General features: G+C 49.1%; 18 protein-coding genes. 4 read left to right on the top strand and 14 right to left on the bottom strand.

Features of this window, described 5'->3' with window-relative positions; genetic code table 11:
* Positions 1 to 5: 5 nt before the first annotated feature.
* Together ACO6VG_RS15725 and ACO6VG_RS15720 are read left to right on the top strand one after the other, a co-directional pair.
* Entirely contained in the window at positions 6 to 164 is a 159-nt protein-coding gene (locus ACO6VG_RS15725) for a hypothetical protein (protein ID WP_422474656.1), read from the top strand.
* A 24-nt stretch (positions 165 to 188) separates the two neighbouring features.
* A complete protein-coding gene (locus ACO6VG_RS15720; RefSeq protein ID WP_422474654.1) occupies positions 189 to 1,172 on the top strand; it encodes a transposase in 984 nt (327 codons plus the stop codon).
* A gap of 324 nt (positions 1,173 to 1,496) precedes the next feature.
* Here ACO6VG_RS15720 and ACO6VG_RS15715 read toward each other — a convergent pair whose 3' ends face one another.
* The 3 genes from ACO6VG_RS15715 to ACO6VG_RS15705 form a co-directional block, all read right to left on the bottom strand.
* Positions 1,497 to 2,813: a hypothetical protein gene (locus ACO6VG_RS15715; RefSeq protein ID WP_422474652.1), complete on the bottom strand. Its 1,317-nt coding sequence runs from the start codon at positions 2,811 to 2,813 to the stop codon at positions 1,497 to 1,499.
* Positions 2,814 to 3,347: 534 nt separating this feature from the next.
* On the bottom strand, positions 3,348 to 4,940 hold the full coding sequence (locus ACO6VG_RS15710; RefSeq protein ID WP_422137578.1) for a hypothetical protein: 1,593 nt from the start codon (positions 4,938 to 4,940) through the stop codon (positions 3,348 to 3,350).
* A gap of 320 nt (positions 4,941 to 5,260) precedes the next feature.
* Positions 5,261 to 7,450 carry a hypothetical protein gene (locus ACO6VG_RS15705; RefSeq protein WP_422474650.1) on the bottom strand — a complete coding sequence of 730 codons (2,190 nt, stop codon included), beginning with the start codon at positions 7,448 to 7,450 and terminating at the stop codon, positions 5,261 to 5,263.
* A gap of 274 nt (positions 7,451 to 7,724) precedes the next feature.
* Between ACO6VG_RS15705 and ACO6VG_RS15700 the strand changes: the two genes are divergently transcribed.
* Both ACO6VG_RS15700 and ACO6VG_RS15695 read left to right on the top strand, forming a co-directional pair.
* A complete protein-coding gene (locus ACO6VG_RS15700) occupies positions 7,725 to 8,708 on the top strand; it encodes a transposase (RefSeq protein WP_422137576.1) in 984 nt (327 codons plus the stop codon).
* Positions 8,709 to 9,088: 380 nt separating this feature from the next.
* Entirely contained in the window at positions 9,089 to 9,376 is a 288-nt protein-coding gene (locus ACO6VG_RS15695) for a hypothetical protein (RefSeq protein WP_422474648.1), read from the top strand.
* Positions 9,377 to 9,494: 118 nt separating this feature from the next.
* Here the strand turns inward: ACO6VG_RS15695 and ccmI are convergent, their stop codons facing one another.
* The 11 genes from ccmI to ACO6VG_RS15640 all read right to left on the bottom strand — a co-directional run bounded on the left by ccmI (position 9,495) and on the right by ACO6VG_RS15640 (position 18,602).
* On the bottom strand, positions 9,495 to 10,664 hold the full coding sequence (gene ccmI, locus ACO6VG_RS15690) for a c-type cytochrome biogenesis protein CcmI (protein WP_422137575.1): 1,170 nt from the start codon (positions 10,662 to 10,664) through the stop codon (positions 9,495 to 9,497).
* Positions 10,661 to 11,191: a cytochrome c-type biogenesis protein gene (locus tag ACO6VG_RS15685; RefSeq protein WP_422474646.1), complete on the bottom strand. Its 531-nt coding sequence runs from the start codon at positions 11,189 to 11,191 to the stop codon at positions 10,661 to 10,663. Before ACO6VG_RS15685 ends, ccmI begins: the two co-directional genes overlap by 4 nt.
* Entirely contained in the window at positions 11,188 to 11,730 is a 543-nt protein-coding gene (locus ACO6VG_RS15680; protein WP_422474644.1) for a DsbE family thiol:disulfide interchange protein, read from the bottom strand. The genes ACO6VG_RS15685 and ACO6VG_RS15680 overlap by 4 nt, the downstream gene beginning before the upstream one ends.
* On the bottom strand, positions 11,727 to 13,745 hold the full coding sequence (locus ACO6VG_RS15675; protein ID WP_422474642.1) for a heme lyase CcmF/NrfE family subunit: 2,019 nt from the start codon (positions 13,743 to 13,745) through the stop codon (positions 11,727 to 11,729). Before ACO6VG_RS15675 ends, ACO6VG_RS15680 begins: the two co-directional genes overlap by 4 nt.
* Positions 13,745 to 14,278, bottom strand: coding sequence for a cytochrome c maturation protein CcmE (gene ccmE / locus ACO6VG_RS15670; RefSeq protein ID WP_422133157.1), 534 nt, complete (start codon positions 14,276 to 14,278; stop codon positions 13,745 to 13,747). The genes ACO6VG_RS15675 and ccmE overlap by 1 nt, the downstream gene beginning before the upstream one ends.
* Complete coding sequence (gene ccmD, locus ACO6VG_RS15665) at positions 14,275 to 14,580, bottom strand: heme exporter protein CcmD (RefSeq protein ID WP_422133156.1); 306 nt, start codon at positions 14,578 to 14,580, stop codon at positions 14,275 to 14,277. The genes ccmE and ccmD overlap by 4 nt, the downstream gene beginning before the upstream one ends.
* Before the next feature lie 5 nt (positions 14,581 to 14,585).
* On the bottom strand, positions 14,586 to 15,335 hold the full coding sequence (locus ACO6VG_RS15660; protein ID WP_422133155.1) for a heme ABC transporter permease: 750 nt from the start codon (positions 15,333 to 15,335) through the stop codon (positions 14,586 to 14,588).
* 30 nt (positions 15,336 to 15,365) lie between these two features.
* The gene (gene ccmB / locus ACO6VG_RS15655; protein WP_422133154.1) at positions 15,366 to 16,073 is read right to left on the bottom strand and encodes a heme exporter protein CcmB; all 708 of its coding nucleotides are present in this window, start codon (positions 16,071 to 16,073) and stop codon (positions 15,366 to 15,368) included.
* The gene (gene ccmA, locus ACO6VG_RS15650; protein WP_422474640.1) at positions 16,070 to 16,738 is read right to left on the bottom strand and encodes a cytochrome c biogenesis heme-transporting ATPase CcmA; all 669 of its coding nucleotides are present in this window, start codon (positions 16,736 to 16,738) and stop codon (positions 16,070 to 16,072) included. Before ccmA ends, ccmB begins: the two co-directional genes overlap by 4 nt.
* A 254-nt stretch (positions 16,739 to 16,992) precedes the next feature.
* Positions 16,993 to 17,268 carry a LuxR C-terminal-related transcriptional regulator gene (locus ACO6VG_RS15645; RefSeq protein WP_422442278.1) on the bottom strand — a complete coding sequence of 92 codons (276 nt, stop codon included), beginning with the start codon at positions 17,266 to 17,268 and terminating at the stop codon, positions 16,993 to 16,995.
* Complete coding sequence (locus ACO6VG_RS15640) at positions 17,175 to 18,602, bottom strand: histidine kinase (RefSeq protein WP_422410594.1); 1,428 nt, start codon at positions 18,600 to 18,602, stop codon at positions 17,175 to 17,177. The genes ACO6VG_RS15645 and ACO6VG_RS15640 overlap by 94 nt, the downstream gene beginning before the upstream one ends.
* Positions 18,603 to 18,773: the final 171 nt, after the last annotated feature.

Here is an 18,773-nt window from a genome sequence, read left to right as displayed (position 1 = left end):
CACCCATGAAAAAGAAAAAGGAAAAAGAAGACACCCATGAAAAAGAAAACCAAAAGAAAAAAAGACACCCAAACACACCCACAACAAGAAAAAAGAAAAAGAAAAAAAAGACACCCATAAATTTGCTTTACCATACACATAGTCTACTTTTGACCTACAACTGATTTTTTGCCCAGACAGGTGAGTTCATGGCCCAAGCTCGCAATACCCTGATTGATCCCAGCTCAACTCCTTACTACCACTGCATGGCAAGATGTGTTCGTCAGGCTTACCTCTGTGGAGAGAACCATCTGACTGGCAAGAATTACGAGCATCGCCGCCAATGGGTGGTGGATAAACTTCGGGAACTGGTTTCAGTCTTTGCTATCGAAGTCTGCGCTTACGCTGTCATGTCAAATCATTATCACGTGGTTTTGCACATCAATCAGTCATCTGCCAGAGGCTGGTCACGGAATGAAGTGCTTCATCGTTGGACGACCTTGTTTGCAGGTCCACTACTTGTACAAAGGCATTTGGCTGCTGACAAACTGGACAGCGCTGAGCTGACCCGTTTCGATGAATATGTTGAAGAATACCGGCGTCGTTTAACGGATATCAGCTGGTTTATGCGCTGCCTGAATGAACATCTTGCTCGTGAGGCCAATAAAGAAGACCAGTGTAAAGGACGCTTCTGGGAAGGACGCTTTAAAAGCCAGGCATTGCTGGACGAAGCAGCGTTACTGACCTGCATGACCTACGTTGACTTGAATCCGATTCGGGCTGGAAAGCTAGAAACACCGGAAGAGTCAGAGTACACGTCGATTCAGGAACGGGTGGAGCAGGTTACACATTCTGAGACTAAAAATCAGCCGCTGACCCTGAAACCTTTTTGTTTGCAGGGTCAGAATACGGACGTTGCCCTTCCCTACCTTCTTCACGACTATCTGGAACTGGTTGACTGGAGTGGCCGCATTGTCAGGACAGATAAGAAAGGTTCCATCCCGTCGTGTACCCCTCCTATTCTTCAAAGGTTGGACATTGATCCGGATGAGTGGCTGAAAACCATGCGATGGAATAATCGTTTTTATCGGGCAGTTGGCCGTCTGGAGGCGATGAAGGCTTACGCACTTGAAGCCGGACAGAAGTGGCTTCAAGGCTTAAACGTCTATAGCCGTTTGTACCTGACAGGTTAGCGTAGAAGTCAGTTAAGAAATTAAACACTTTCTCTTTATCCCTCCTCGACTTTAAGTTGGAATAAGTTTGTGTTGTCTGAATCATGGCCTGAGCAGCCTCTGTTCGTGGGATGCTTCTGTATGGCTCGCTGATAGACTATTCGAAGATAGGTTTTTAGATCCTTTTTTAGGAATACAGTTTTTAGATGTCTTAATTATTTAATGGGTGTCTTTAAATCGATCAAACTGGCCGGTTTCAAATATTTTTTATTTTATGGGTGTCATGTGCCTCCTTTTGGGTGTCATGTACCTTATTATTTAATGGGTGCCTTTTGTTTATGGGTGTCATGTGCCTTGTGCCTTTGCCTTTTGGGCGTCGTCCGTCGGACTTGTCTCGGAACACTCAATAATGCCCAGAATACTTCCTAAACAAGATGCGCCATGACAATCACCATAATTCTGGCTATTTATCAGCATATTATTCATTTCCTGCCTGACGTAGTCCGTCACACTTGCCCTTGCATCCAGGATAATGCGTAGCAAACCATTCGCATCAGTCCAACGCCTGGTTTTCAGGCTCTCTAACAGCATGTTGCTCAGTACCTGCTGGTCGTCGTCCAGCAGACTTGTCTCAGTGTCCTGAATAACGCCCAGAAAACGACCTACACTATCCCAATCCCAACGCTTCCGGGCCTCTATCAGCATGTTACCCAATACCTGCTGGAGGCCGTTCGTGAGACTTACCCTGGCATCCCGAATAATGCCTACTAAACGATCTACTTCATCCCAGTCCCTATTAATCAGGGCCTCTGTCAGCTCATAACTCAGTTCTTCGGGGGCTTCTTGCATCCCCGTTGCCCCAGTGCCCTGATCACTGAGTTGTTGTGTTCCCTGAGGCAGCAGGGTATCAACCGGCCTTTCCTGATTTGTTGTTGTCTCTGCTCTTTGAGTAGTCGCGTCGGAGACACTGGCAGAAGCCGTTTGTGAGGAATGAGTATCCGTCGGCTCGTTACAGGAATCGGGTAAGTCCACCTGTGCTTCTTCGAGTTCCCGCCGGGCGTCGTCCTTCGGACTTGTCTCGGAACACTCAATAATGCCCAGAATACTTTTTAAACGAGATGCTCCATGACAATCACCATAATTCTGGCTCTTTATAAGCATGTTACTCATTTCCTGCCTGTCGTAGTCCGTCACACTTGCCCTGGCATCACGGATAATGCGTAGCAAACCATTCGCATCAGTCCAACGCCTGGTTTTCAGGCTCTCTAACAGCATGTTGCTCAGTACCTGCTGGTCGTCGTCCAACAGACTTGTCTCAGTGTCCTGAATAATGCCCAGTAAACAACTTACACTACCCCAATCCCAACGTTTCCGGGCCCCTATCAGCATGTTACCCAGTACCTGCCGGGGTTCGTTCGTGAGACTTACCTTGGCATCCCGAATAATGCTTACTAAACGATCTACTTCATCCCAATCCCCATTAATCAGAGCCTCTGTCAGCTCATAACTCAGTTCTTCGGGGGCTTCTTGCATCCCTCTTGCCCCAGTGCCCTGATCACCGGGTTCAGGACCCAATATTTCTGTTAACTCAGGCAAGTTTTTTCTACATAGCGGGCAGGTTGACCTTGCCTCAAGTGGAGTATGTTGAAACAACTTCTGCATACAATCTCTGTGAATTTTATTGTTACAACATGGAATGAGTGTCACGCCTCTGCCAAACACGCGCTGACATATACAGCACCTGCCGTTCGCTTCAGCAGGCTGTCTGTTTTGAGAATGATTAACTGAGTTACCTGGCTTTAAGTTATCCATCATTAATACTTCCCTGCAAAATTGTTTAAACCTGGTATTTTGACCACCAGTCTTCAGGAAAGTTCCATTTCGGTCTGCCCGTGGAAGAGCATCAAACTCCCTCTCATTTAAGATCTGGAGAACAACCACGATGAGGAAACTACCGCTCGTATCCACAACAATAATGCTTGCAGCCTGTTAGCAGGCTGTGTCACTGAGCGATGGTTCGGGACTGCATATCAACAATGACTGCTGGACCGCCAAATCTTGTTCTTCTTTACTATTTGCTCTGGCGAGTGAAAAGAGAATAAAACCTTTTTGATTTTCTGAGCGACACCTTTCAGTGACCCGCTTGCTGACCTTGGCTCCTCGCGGAATTGACCCCGAATATGCATGAGCGGTCCCTCACGATGCCTTGCGTCTTCGCACGGACATCCGGGATGCAAGGGCTGGCACCAAAGGCGGTGAAACAGGGTCCACACTGATGCCAAAGATTTTACTCATGACGTGATCACCCATCCCGTCGGTAGTGAGTATCTTAAGCAAAGGGCTCAGTATTGTGGGGGTAATAGCCTGGGCAAACCCTGTTTTTAGCTTCTGCCACTGCTGCTGCATTGGTGATATTTCGCTTTGCCCTGACAGTGCTGAAAATTCCCTGCAGGCAGCTTTTTTAGCATCGTTTTCGTCGGCGTATATACCGAGACACTTAAAGCCTTTATCGCCAACATCACCACCTTGATGTTCGATAAATGTCAGCAATTGATCAAGCAAATGGCGCAAGCCCTGTTTATCATGACACGACAGGTTTTTGGCCGATTTCTCGCCGATTTTGAAGATGATTCTGGAAAAAAGCATGCCAATTTCAGGGGATAAAAGGCTTTGTATCGCAGGCAAATTTAATGCTTTGGCTAACCCGGGATTATGATCCGATAACTGATCCACCAAGCGCTGAAAATCATTATACTTCTGTCGCAACCCATCAAGATCGGTTTTAATCTGCGAAGCCTCATAAATTAAATCATCCTGAGACAGCATTGCCGATTTTGGAACCGTTGTTGTAAACAGAAAAGATTGACTATCGTGATTGAGGAAACGATCACGGTACTTCTTTTGCGGATGCTCTGCATAAATTTCTTTCAGTTTCTTGTATGGCCACCGTTCGGTATAGCTTGGGCACTCGATGAAATTTTTGCGACCAGCCTGGCAGACAAGGTAGTGCCCCTGTTCACTGTACCCACCATCGACTTTGGGATCTAGCGGGTAACTGACACGGAGAAATGTTTTCTTATCCGTTTTGGCCAGATAACAATTGTCATCATCGTGTTCAACATCGCTTTTGCCCAATATGGTCTGAAGAACAGCCAGCATTGATTTCATTGATGCCAGATAACTCCCTGAGGAGTCCATATAATCGGTAAACTCCTTCAAGGTTTTACGGTATTCACAGCCATTACAGCGGACAAAACCATCTTTAAGATAAAACCCCTTTAGTGCCAGAAGGCTTATTAATTCCTTTACGTCAGCGCCTTGGATGTAAGGTAACAAGGGGTGAAAACTTCGTAATCTTTCAGCGTAATCTGGCACCTCATCAGCCAGAACAAATATTTTATCTTGCCCATGTTGGCCAACTATCCTGGAAGCCTTTATCACTCGCTTATCGGTGTAGTCGTTGACCAGAAATATTTTCACATCCCGGTGCCTGATGGCAGTCATACGAAACTTGCAATCAAACCCTGACACTGGCTGAAACTTCAGAAAAACTGACTCACCCCTGGCCACCGTTATTTCAAAATGATTTATTTGATCAGCTTTATCGCTGACAATTCCTGCCCAAACCAGATAACTCTCTTGGCTGGCCCGAGCATGCATTTCATCCAGATCAATACTGAACTCAGTGTCACCCTTATCATTCTTGACATCCAATTTTTTGATAGAATTTTGGGATACTGATGGTAAAGGTCGAACCGGAATAAAGATCCTTGACTGTGCAGGAAACATAATTAAAACTCCTTTAAAAAATACTCACTCCTTTTTAGGGCTTAAGCACCAAATAAGTACTATGAAACTTAATAATCCCTCAAGCTTTTCGTTGTCCCGACCAGCAGCTAACCGTTTAAGTTTTATACCGTCAACAGCGAATGACAGTCACATTTCTGCCAAACTTTTCTCTTAGCTGAATAATCGTCAAGCTTCGTAACAGCTTAAATTCCAGTAGATCACGAACTTTGTACGCCGTCCTTGCTCCGCTGCTCTTGATAATCTTCTGGAAAATATCTGCTTTATCCCAAGACTCATTATCCAAGGCCTCTATCAGCTTGTCACTCAGTGCCTGCTGAGCTCCGAGCATCAGCCTTGCCATCGTCCATCGGCCTTGCTCCGATGCTCTCCAGAATGCATCGAATTCTATCTGCGCTATCCCAGGAATCGTTATACATAGCCTGTACCCGCATGTCACTCAGTGCCCGCTGGTCGTCGTCTGCCAGCCTTACCCCGGTGATCTGGATAATGCCTTGAAAACTGTTTGCCTTATCCCACAACCTCTTTAGCACAGCCTCAACCAGCTTGTCACTGAGTACCCGCTGATCGTGGTCCGTCAGCCTTGCCACGGTGCCATCGTCCATCAGCCTTGCCCCGGTGCTCTGCATAATGCCTTGAAAACTATTTGCGTCATCCCACGCCCCATTTTGCACAGCCTCTATCATCTTGTTACTCAGTGCCCGCTGGGCGTCGTCCGTCAGCCTTACCATGGTGCCATCGTCCATCAACCTTGCCCCGGTGCCCTGGATAATGCTTTGCAAACTAAATGCTCTTTCCCATAACCCATTATTCACAGCCTCTATCAACATGTTAATCAGTACCCGCTGGTCGTCGTCCGTCAGCTTTGTCATGGTGCCCTGGATAATGCTTTGCAAATTATATGCGTTTTCCCACGATCCATTATTCACAGCCTCTATCAGTTTGTGACTCAATACCTTCATTTCGTCGTTCGGCAGTATTGTCCAGGTGCCTTTAAAAATCTGCTGTAAACGATCTGCGATATCCCAAGACTCATTATTCAAAGCCTCCATCAGTTTGTTCGCCAGTGCCTGCTGGTCGTCATCCGACAGCCTTGCCCTGGTACCCTGGAAAATGCGTTGAATTTTATCTGTGTCATCCCACAAGCCATTATTCACAGCCTCTATCAGCTTGTTACTCAGTATCCGTTCGTCGGCGTCCGTCAGACTTGCCCCGATGCCGTTAATAACCTGCTGTAAAAGATCTGCGTTATCCCACGACCCGTTATTCAAAGCCTCTATCAGCATGTTACTCAGTGCCCGCTCGGCTTCCTGCGTCGGCCTTAACCATAGAATTTTGCCCGTCGGCCGTGCCCCGATGTCCTGGATAATGCGTTGCAGGCTATATACTTCACCCCACAACCCATTATTCACAGCGTCCATCAGCTTATTACCCAGAGCCCGCTCGTGTTCGAACTGCGGTATTGCCCTGGTGCCCTTAATAATCTGCCGTAAAATATCTGCTTTATCCCAGGACTTATCATCCACGGCCTCTATGAGCTTGTTACACAGTGCATCCTGGAAATTGTTCGGCATCCTTACCACGGTGTCCTGGATAATGCATCGCAAACTATCTGCTTCATCCCACAACCCATTATTCACAGCCTCTATCAGCCTGTTACCCAGTGCCTCCTGGAAGTCGATGCTCGGCCTTGCCCCGGTGCCCTGGATAATGCATCGCAAACTATCTGCTTCATCCCACAACCCATTATTCACAGCCTCTATCAGCCTGTTACCCAGTGCCTCCTGGACGTCATAACTCGGCGTTGCCCCGGTGCTCTTAAAAATCTGCTGTAAAAGATCTGCCTTCTCCCAAAACCCAGTATCCACGGCCTCTATGAGCATGTTACCCAGTGCCAGTTTAGCTTCATAAGTGACCCAGATATAATCGGGCTTCAGCTTTATCCCAGCATCCTGAATAGCGCGTTGAATGTTATATGCCTTATCCCATAACCCATTATTCACAGCCTCTGTCAGATTGCCAATCAGTGCCCACTGATCGTCTTCCGCCAGCCCTGCACTGGTGCCCTGAACACTGTCTTGTTGAAGTTCCGTAGGAGGCAGGGTATCCATCTGTCTTTCATGACTTGTTGTTGTCTCTGCTTTTTGGGTAGCGGAAAAATTACCAGAGGCCGATTGTGAGGAACAGGCACCCAGAGGCTCGTTAAGCGAACCTGGTATGTTCCGTTGCGTCCCGACGCTAACTGAGAAAGGTTCTGATTGCGCTGAATCAAGCTGCCCGGCGTTGCACAATGGGCATCTTAGCCTTACCTCCAGTGGAGTAGCTTGAAGCGCCTGTAGCAAATAGGCTGTATCAATTTTTTTCGAACAACAAGCGGTGACGGTCACATCTCTGCCAAACACTATTTTGCATATAGGGCAGCTATTACCTGCTTCAGCAGGTTGGCTATTTTGAGAATGATCAACTGGCTTAGTGGAGTTTGGATTTATCATGATTAATTCCTACATGAAAGTTTTTTCAGTTAAAGTGCGGACAAGTCATCTGCGGGATCTGCAAACCATTAAATGCCAGCTTGATAGTGAATTCTCTGGGCAGACCTTAGCACCACAGAATTTGATCATATATTTTGACAGCAGTTAATTAATTTGGTTCCGTAACCAACGCATTAAAGCTAAAAAAAAAAAAAAAGACACCCATAAATTTGCTTTACCATCCACCTGGTCTACTTTTCACCTACGATTGATTTTTTCCCAGACAGGTGAGTTCATGGCCCAAGCTCGCAATACCCTGATTGACCCCGGCTCAACGCCTTATTACCACTGCATGGCAAGATGTGTTCGTCAGGCTTACCTCTGTGGAGAGAACCACCTGACTGGCAAGAATTACGAGCATCGCCGCCAGTGGGTGGTGGATAAACTCCGGGAACTGGTTTCTGTCTTTGCTATCGAAGTCTGCGCTTACGCTGTCATGTCGAATCATTATCATGTGGTTTTGCACATCAATCAGTCATCTGCCAGAGGCTGGTCACGGAATGAAGTGCTTCACCGTTGGACGACCTTGTTCGCAGGCCCGCTTCTGGTGCAAAGGCATCTGGCCGCTGACAAACTGGGCAGCGCTGAGTTGGCCCGTATCGATGAATATGCTGAGGAATACCGACGTCGTTTAATGGATATCAGCTGGTTTATGCGCTGCCTGAATGAACATCTTGCTCGTGAGGCCAATAAAGAAGACCAGTGTAAAGGACGCTTCTGGGAAGGACGCTTTAAAAGCCAGGCATTGCTGGACGAAGCAGCGTTACTGACCTGCATGACCTACGTTGACTTGAATCCGATTCGGGCTGGAAAGGTAGAAACACCGGAAGAATCAGACTACACGTCGATTCAGGAACGTGTGGAGCAGATTGAACATTCTGAAACCAAAAGGCAGCCGCTGACCCTGAAACCTTTCTGTTTACAAGGACAGGATACGGACGTTGCCCTTCCCTACCTTCTTCACGACTATCTGGAACTGGTTGACTGGAGTGGCCGCGTTGTCAGGACAGATAAGAAAGGTTCCATCCCGTCGTGTACCCCTCCTATTCTTGAAAGATTGGACATTGATCCGGATGAGTGGCTGAAAACCATGCAATGGAATAATCGTTTTTATCGGGCAGTTGGCCGTCTGGAAGCGATGAAGGCCTTTGCACTTGAAGTTGGACAGAAGTGGCTTCGAGGGTTAAACGCCTGCAGTCGTTTGTACCTGACAGATTAGCGTAGAAGTCAGTTAAGGAATTAAACACTTTCTCTTTATCCTTCCTCGACTTTAAGTCGGAATAGTTTTGTGTTGTCTGAATCATGGCTTGAGCAGCCTCTGTTCGTCGAATCCTGTTGTGTGGCTCGGTGATAAGCTATTCGAAGATAGGTTTTCAGATCCTTTTTTGGGGATACAGTTTTTAAATGTTTTATTCAATGGGTGTTTTATTTTTTATGGGTGTCTTATTTTTTTCGTATTTTTTTTGTATAGCCGAAAGCTTTGACCATCAGCCTTCGGGCAAGATCAACCCCTGATTTAACACTGAACCTGCCCCTTTGATAACAACGTCTATAATTCCTTATCACTCTTAATAAATACAAGACAGGAAAACACTCACTATGACAAAACTACTGCTCTTACCGACAACAACAATCATACTGTGCAGCCTTTTATCAGGCTGCGTCACCGAGCCAATGGTTCAGGATGATAGCTTCCATAACGACCAGCGCCCCGCTCCGGTATTGACTGAGGAAGAATCTGGCATCAGCCGCCAGAACCGAATTAATCACAACCAATACAGGATGAAACATGACCGACGGATGGAGTATCGGCCCTCTCCCGGACCGCAGACCATGCCCTCCTGGAAAATGACCTTTCCCAACATTGAGCCGGTCATCGTAGACTGAATCACAGTAAACAGGCATGAAGAGGCGAAAATGGAACGAGGTGTACAGGAAGAAAAAATAACGCTGCCCGGTCAGTCAACGAGGCAGCAAATTTAAAGAATTTAGAAGGGCAGCAAGATCAGCTGGCAGGTGCGATTCGCAGCTGAATAACGCCGTTATCCTTGATTTTTACATCACGGACCTCAGCCTGATAATCAGCCTGAGCCACATCGCCTGAAAGTGTAACACGAGCCACCACATCCAGACTTTCTGTATCCGACAGGCTGACTGAGCCCATCATCATGGCAGCATTATCATCCAGTATTACCTCTTTGGGAAGGTCACTGACCTGCAGAGGAACAGCAGCAATAGGGGGCTTTTTGGCACCGCTCTCACGGGCAAAAACAATGACTCTGGCTTTACCCGGAAGATTACTAAGCTCAGGAGCCAATTCGACATTGATCCGCAATTCTGCAACCGTTTCACCCATTAGTTTGCGTGCTTTGGTAATACCGGCAGACAAGGACTGTCGGGCAGCCATATCATCTTCAAAAGAGAGGGCTTTGGTCCAGGCCTGAACTGCCTGCTGGTAGTCTTCCTGCTCAAAAGCATCAATACCCTTGAGCCCTAATGCCGTGGTGTTGCTTTCATCCTTGCTGAGTGCATCCTGATAGAGGCCACGCACCTCGCCATTGATCTGGTTGCGGTTCGCCAGGAACAGCACCTGAGCCAGTTGGGCCGACGCCTGAGGACTGCCTTCGGTGACGGTGTACAGCTTCTTATAAGCGTCAATCGCCTTATTAACCTCACCCCTGGCCATGTAACGACCTGCCAGCATATACCAGGCCTGAGCATTGTCAGGTCGTTTGTCACTCCAGGCTTCCAGGGTAGAGATCATCTCTTCATGAGACACATCCCGGTTCATCATCTCAACGACAGACAGTTCTGTCTGTGAACCGAGGTAAAGGTAAACGGGCACAGCCATGGCTGGAATCAGGAAGGCCAGAAACAGAGCCAGGCTTTTGTTACTACTGCCGGTGTAACTGAGCTTCTCTTTCTTATCAGCCACATCCTCCAGCAGCTTCTTTTCCAGCTCAGTGCGAATCTGTTCAGCATCTTCCGGTGTCAGCAAACCCTGATCCAGCTGCTTTTTCAGTTCGGCTTCCTGCTCTTTGAAATAAGCAATATTGGAAGCCTTGTCGGAAACACCCTGATCCGCACCAGGTCGACTGCGGAACCACAGTGGCGTAACGACGAGAGCCATACCCATGAGAGTTAAAATGGAAGCGATTATCCAGAACTGCGTCATTTATCTTTACCACCCAGTATCTTTTCCAGCACGGCTTTGTCCTGCTCGTCCAGCGTTTCATCTGCGATCCCGGGACGATGCTGTTTAAGGATTCTGAACAGTATGAAAATGCCCAGCAACAGCAGAATCAGAGGACCAAACCAGAGGGCGATGGTGCGGGCATCCATTCGGGGCTTGTAGAGTACAAAGTCACCGTACCGATCCAGCATAAACTGGATAACGGTGTCATCATCAGCCTTCTCTTCAACAATCATACGGTGAACTTCACGACGCAGATCCTGAGCAATAGGCGCATTGGAATCAGCAATAGACTGATTCTGACATTGAGGGCAGCGCAGTTCTTCGTTCAGACGGAAAAACTGCTCCTGCTGCCGGGGAGAATCAAACTGGTAGTTATCAATGACCCCGGCGAAGGCGCCCGGGCTGACCAGCACCGCGACAAACAGCGCCACTATGAGTCTGAAAGATAGAGTGACACTTGCAGATTTCAGCAGCGATGAGTGCCTGAACAAATAGTCGTGAGTCATTGCACTAACTCCTTCTGCAGGGCGTCGTAACGAGGCTTGAGATCTTCCTTCCAGACCCGGTTATCAATAATCCCGATGTGCTTGTGGCGAATCACACCCTTTTTGTCGATCAGAAAGGTTTCCGGTGCGCCGTAAACACCCAGGTCCAGACCCAGCCTGCCATCCTTATCAACAATGTTAAAAAGGTAAGGATCTTCGAGGCGATCCAGCCACTTCAGAGCATCCTGATGCTCATCCTTGTAGTTGACGCCAACAATATTGATGCCTTCCCGGGCAAGCTTTATCAGGTAAGGGTGCTCAACCTTACAGGCCGGACACCACGAACCCCAGACATTGAGTAGCAGAACCTTGCCTTTCAAGGCTGCTTCGGTAACGCTCTCTTCAGGCTGCTTCAGCTTTTTGAGGCTGAATTCCGGAACAGGTTTATTCAGCAGCATAGAAGGCAGTTCACTTTTATCTTCCATGAACAAACCGATATAAAGCAGCACACAGAACGTCAGAAAGAAACCTAATGGTAGAAACAGTTTCCAACGCTTCACGCCTGACCTCCTGTCGTGATGGCCGCATCCTTACCTGAATCCCGGGAGGGCTTTTTGTTACCCAGTAAAGCCTCTTTCCTGTTCCTGAGACGGACACGATATCGCTTGTCAGAAATCGCCAACAAACCACCCAGAGCCATAAAGATCGAACCCAGCCAGATGAAACGAACATAAGGCTTAACGTGGAGACGGACTGCCCAACTATCGCCACCCAGTGGCTCGCCCAGGGCGACATAGAGATCACGGGTTAAGCCCGGATCAATATCCGCATCAGTCATCGGCATGTTCTGCACGGTATAAATACGCTTTTCCGGTTCGAGGACAGCTATTTTCTTCTCATCCTCAAAGACACTTATAGTGCCGTAGTCCGCTACATAGTTAGGCCCCTGACGCTGACTCACACCATCAAACCGGAAGACGTATTCGCCGACCTGGGCAGAGTCACCCGGACTCATTCGCAGATCTTTTTGAACACTGTAACCAGACGTCAGTGCCACACCAATAAAGGTAACCGCCAGACCCAAGTGTGCCAGCTGCATGCCATAGTAGGCTGGCTTGAGCTTTGTCAGTCCTCTCAGCAGACCGGTATTACGGGTTTTATTACGTACATCCTTGCCAATGGTGAGTACCATCCAGAGGACAAGCCCAATCGCCAGCGCTTCACTCACCCGGAAGCGATCTCCGTACAGGAAGCTGAATGCGACACCGCCGATCACAGAGACAATAAGAATCCAGCGCACCTGCTGTTTCAGCCAGCTGACGGAGCCTTTTTTCCAGTTCAGCAGAATACCGATACCCAGACAGGCAGCCAGCAGCATGGCGAGAGGAACAAACAGCAGATTAAAGTAGGGAGGGCCTACAGAAATCATGCCCAGATCCAAGGCATCCAGCAGCAGTGGGAACATAGTACCCAGCAGTACCGTGGCGCAGCTGGTCACCAGAATAATGTTATTCAGCAACAGCAGGGTTTCACGGGAAAGCAGGGAGAAACTGATTTTACTTCTCACTTCCGGTGCCCTGAATGCAAACAGGGTCAGGGAAGCACCCACCACCACCAGCAGATAGCCCAGAATAAAGAGACCACGCTCAGGATCGTTGGCAAAGGCGTGAACCGAGGTCAGCACACCGGAACGAACCAGGAAAGTACCGAACAGACTCAGGGAAAATGTGGTGATCGCCAGCAGCAGTGTCCAGCTCTTGAACAGCCCGCGTTTTTCAGTCACTGCCAAAGAGTGAATCAGTGCCGTACCCGTCAGCCAGGGCATCAGGGAAGCATTTTCCACAGGGTCCCAGAACCACCAGCCACCCCAGCCCAGCTCGTAATAGGCCCACCAGCTACCCAGGGAAATACCCGCTGTCAGGAAACACCATGCCACGGTTGTCCAGGGGCGAGCCCAGCGTGCCCAGGCGCTGTCCAGCTGGCCACCGAGCAATGCCGCAATAGCAAAGGCAAAAGCGACCGCAAAACCAACATAGCCCATATACAACATGGGCGGATGCACAATCATACCCAGATCCTGCAGCAGCGGGTTCAGATCAGAACCGTCGGCAGGAGGAAATGGCAGAATACGGGCGAACGGGTTTGAGGTCAGCAGGATAAACAGCATAAAGCCAACGCTGATCATACCCATGACCGATAACACTCTTGCAGACAGTTCCGGAGGCAGTTTATTACTGCGCAGAGCAACCGCCTGTCCCCAACCGGTCAGGGTCAGAACCCAGAGCAACAGAGAACCTTCATGGCCACCCCAGACGGCAGTGACCTTGTAGTAAACAGGCAACAGGGAGTTGGAGTTGCTGGCTACGTACTGAACCGAAAAGTCATCCGAAAGAAAAGCAACTACCAGACACATGAACGACAACAGGACAAAAACAAACTGACCTGTTGCCAGCGTTTTACCGGTAGCCATCCAGTTCAGTCGGCCATTGTAGCTACCTGCCAGTGGGATAATACTTTGCAGCAGAGCCAGACAGGTTGCCAGTATCAGGGCAAACAGCCCCAGTTCAGGATTCATTACTTGCTCTCCGATGCCTGAGAGTGAAGGCTCTCAAGGGGCTGTTGACTCTCCTGTGGGTATGACGGGGCGCCATCAGGCTTATCTGACGGATTGCCTGACTTCGAACCATGAGCTTTGTCGATGGCCTTCTGTACTTCCGGAGGCATATAGTTTTCATCATGCTTGGCTAACAGCTCCTCGGCTACAAAACGACGGTTTTCATCCAGTTTGCCGGTTCCGACAATGCCCTGACCTTCTTTGAAAAGGTCTGGCAGGATTCCGGTATATTCCACTTCCACTTCGCCATCGCCATCACTGATTCGGAATCTGGCTTTCAGGCTGTTCGGATCACGTATGACCGAACCCGGAACGACGATACCGCCACCACGGATCCTCTGACCGACGGGCGCTTCGCCTCTGGCCATCTGGGCTGGAGAAAAGTAATGGTTGATGTTTTCCTTCAGGGCAAACAGAGCAAGGGCCACAGCAATACCGACGCCGGCCACCAATAAAAGCACTAATAATAAGCGTTGTTTGCGAACTGGATTCATTCCACTTCTCCCTCCCGGACACCCTGATCTTTAATATTGACTCTGTCTTCCCGCTGACGGGTTATTGTCATTTTTTGCTTTCTGTCAGCTGTCAAGCTTTGGCGCCTGTTCGCTGTTAAGCTCCGGTCTCTGGACCGGCTGCTGCGCACCTGACGCAGAACCTGGGAAAGGATCCGCTTTCTGGCCCGCAACGGAGAAATTATGTTGTAGGCAATGATCACCAGACCAATGCCGTAGGCCGCCCAAACAAAGACACCGTGACCATCCATGCGTATCAAACTGGCCAGACTTTCAAAATACATAGTTTTCAGTTCTCCAGTTTGGCCAATACGGTCTTGTGAACCCATTTGGTTCGGCGCTCACGGTCCAGTATTTCGGTTCGCAAACGGAGAATAAGGACAACGGTAAAAAACAGATAAAAAGCCGCAATACTGATCAGCAGAGGCCAAAGCATCTCAGGTGCCATGGACGGCTTTTCAGTCAACTTGAGCGTGGCGCCCTGATGAAGGGTATTCCACCACTGGACAGAAAATTTGATGACCGGGATATTGATCACCCCAACCAGAGTCAGAATGGCACAGGCCTTTGCCGCAGTATTGGTGTTCCTCATAGCACCACGAAGAGCGATGACACCCATGTAGAGGAACAGCAGAATCAACATAGAGGTCAGCCTGGCGTCCCAAACCCACCAGGTACCCCAGGTCGGTTTACCCCAGATAGCACCGGTTACCAGAGCCATCAGGCAGAATGAAGCTCCGATGGGTGCACAGCACTTCAGTACCATGTCAGCCAGCTTCATTTTCCATACCAGAGTGACAACACCAGCACAGGCCATCATCACGTAGATAGCAGAAGCCAGAAAGGCGGTAGGAACGTGGATAAATATGATCCGGTAACTATTGCCTTGCAGATAGTCCGGTGGCGCAAACATCAGACCCCAGATCAAGCCGGTGGCCATCAACAGGGCTGCCAGAATGGCCAACCAGGGCAACCACTTGCCACTGATCTCGTAAAACCATTTGGGTGATCCCAGTTTGTGAAAAAAAGTCCAGTTCATTATTACTCTACCGTGACTGGTTCCTGTTGCTCAGTCTGCAACTATTCTCAGTGATGCGGCTATCGCCAGTGGCGCCAGACACAATCCAAACATCAGCAATGCTGCCATCCACAACAAGTGCCCTGAATAGGACATACCCTCAACTGCCGTCTGAACAGCCCCTGTCCCGAATATCAGAACAGGAATATATAAAGGTAAAGACAGCAATGTCAGTAGTATTCCTCCCCTCTGAACACGCACTGTCAACGCTGCACCAATACCTCCAGCGAGACTCATCAGGGGTGTACCCACCAGCAGACTCAGTATTAATGCAGGAAAAGCCTGTGACGGTAAATGCAGCATCAAGGCCAGTAAGGGGGCCATCACTATCAGTGCTACGCCGGTCGTCAGCCAGTGCGCAAAGATTTTAGCCAACACCAGTAAAGGCAATGGGTGCGGCGATAACAATAGCTGATCCAGTGAGCCGTCTTCCTGGTCACTTCTGAACAGGGAATCCAGGGAGAGAAGAACCGCCAGCAGAGCGCCTATCCAGACGATGCCACCGGCTAACTGAGACAAAAGTTCTTTTTCAGGGGCGATACCCAGAGGAAAAAGACTGGCGACCATCAGATAAAATGCCACGGGATTCAGGGTCTGTCCCGGTGTCCGAAAGGCCAGGATCAGATCTCGTTTAACCAACCCCAGAAACGCCCGACCGCCCTGTAATGAGCTGCTGCCCTGCAATGAAGTGTCACTCATAACCAGGCCCCCGACTCTTCATGACCGGTCTCTTCATCGGAAGTTGCATAGGCCTCCAGACGAAGCTTTCTGACCCGGTCAGACAGCTTTGACAGGCTCTGGTGGCTGGTCATCACCACAGCGCCATTTTTTTCAATGTGCCGGACCAGCAATTGCTCAAGCCAGGCCACGCCATCGACATCAATAGCCGTAAAGGGCTCATCGAGAATCCAGAGCGGCACGGTTGAAAGTGAAAGGTCTGCCAGAGCCACCCGTCTGTGCTGCCCTGCAGAAAGTTGCCCGCAGGGAACTTCTTCATAGCCAGCAAGGTTCACTTGCTCCAGCGCAGAAACAACCCAAGGCTCCGGGTAACGTTCGTTACGAAGGTTTGAGCGCCAGAGAATATTTTCTATTGGAGTGAGTTCGGTTTTAACGGCAGGTTTGTGACCAAAATAAAAGGTTGACAGCCGAAAGTCTGCATAAACGCTGGAAAGCTTCTGCCCTTGCCAGATCACCTGGCCACGATAATCACCACAGAGGCCTGCCAGCACTCTCAAAAGCGTGGTTTTACCCGCTCCGTTACAGCCTTCTATCTGTAGCAGTTCACCGGGAAACAGTTGAATGGAGAGGTTTGAAAAAAGAACACGATCGTCTCGTTCACACCCCAGCTTAGCCACTTCGAGCAAGTCGTTTTCCCTACAGTCTGTCAGTCAATTGAGTGATTCAGAGACCTGAAGCCTCTACCCCCTTATACGGCTGAAATTTCATAGCAGTTTACGATTGCTGGTAGCTGTTCAAAAAACACTCTAACAGCCATAAACTCGGGCAGGATTATATCGAAAAAGACGTTCGTTCCGAAGTAATTAACTATCTAGATTGGGTAAATTCGCTGACATTGACCTGACTCGATTCAGCCCAACACTCTCGTTCACAAGGGGCATCAACGGTCCCGGCTGTTCACCCACCAGACCGCGGCCTCAACCCGCGAACGAAAGTCCAGTTTTCGAAGCATACGTTTGACGTGAACCTTGACAGTGCCTTCACTGATGTCCATTTTTCGGGCAATCACCTTATTGGCATCCCCTTCCGCAATAAACTGGAGAACCTCCCTCTCTTTAGGTGTCAGCAGATCAATCTTGCTGGTCTCGCTGCTATCAGGCCTGAGAACAGAAGCCAGCACTTCTGCCAGCCGGGCATCCACTGCCAGTTTTCCCATGGCCGCAGCTGGCGATAGGCACTGTTAATGCCTTCACGAATTTCTTCGACAATTGAGTCGACGGATTCTTCCGCTCCCATCCGCTTTAGAACCTTCCTCAATCGAGTGACCTGAATTTTCTGGTAAGACAATGCCTGAGCCAGCGAATCATGTAACTCCCTGGCTATGACGGCTCGCTCTTCCATCAAAAGCAATTGCTTCTCCTGAGTCTGGTAGCCACTGCGATACAGTGAGGCAGAAACAATATCGCCAAACGTTCTCAACCACTGCCTGCTCTCTTCGGTCAATGACTGCCCTTCTTGCAGAGAGATTTGCAGATAACCATAACCCTCATCATTCTGGCTCAGTGAAAACTGGACATCCGATGAGGGTTCTCGAATACAGCCTTCACACCGACCCGTGTTGCAGACATCATTAAAAGCCTCGCTTTGCGGAAAAATCCGCTGTAATTTCATGCTCCCGGCATTGCCAGTCAAACAGACGCAGGCACTTTTAAGTCCGAGCAGCCGCTTCCAGCGTTCCAGCAACAACGCCAGTTGATCTTCGTCGTAGGGGGTCATGCCCAACGTCCGGGACGTTTCATAGAATAGTTGCAAAGCCGTGTTTGAATGTTCCAGTGATCGAGTCTTCCCTGATACCTGGGCCTCGAGATCACTGTAAAGAAGCGAGAGGCTGTCGGCCATGGCAGAGAAAGTCTCTGTGAGCTGCCCCATTTCATTGGCATTCTTATAATTGAGACGCAGGTGGTTAAACTTACCAAGACGGACCTTCTTTGCCGCATAACTGAGCTGTTCAACCGGCCTGATCAGGTTCAATTGGATGTAACGTATCGTCAAAGCCCCAATGGCCAGAATGGAACAAAGTGAAAAAATCGCCAGTATCATCAGCCACTGCAGTTTTCGCTCGGTATGCAACTGTAATGAGGTCACCAGATCGTTCAGACGATCAACAAAACCGGGAACCTTATCCGCAAACTCTCGCCATCCGACTTTATCTCGCAATAAAGGTCGCATCTCACTGTGCCATTCACTGACCAGAGCCTGATAACGACGGCCAACAATATCGGTTCTGTCAGCCAAATGCCTCAAAGTAGGACTGTCAAGGCTGCTGTCATAGATCTTGATTAACTGGCTCAATCCGTTGTCGCTGGTCTCCTCAGAGTTGACCCGGTCTACCAGACGCCATGCCTGCATTCTCAATGATCCGGCAAGGTTGATAGCGGCGGCATCACTCTCTGTGGTCGCTGCAAACCACAACGAACCACTGACACTGAGCAACCCCAAAAAACAGATGGTAATAATAGCGGCCAGCGCCTTGAACCGAATGGGCTTCAACAACATGCACCTTAAATAAAGACTCGACACTCAGAGCTGTCAGACAGCTCTGAGAAAAGATTTAGACCCGGGAAGAGAGCCATGACACAAAGTCGTCACGACTTTATCAGAACCAGTGCCGCAGACGTCACTGCCGCAGGAGTGGGGAAAAATTTGGGAATTGAGACAAGT

The sequence above is a fragment of the Endozoicomonas sp. ALB032 genome (assembly GCF_049310125.1).
Lineage (GTDB): Bacteria > Pseudomonadota > Gammaproteobacteria > Pseudomonadales > Endozoicomonadaceae > Endozoicomonas_A.
This window is presented reverse-complemented; position numbering and strand designations above follow the sequence as displayed.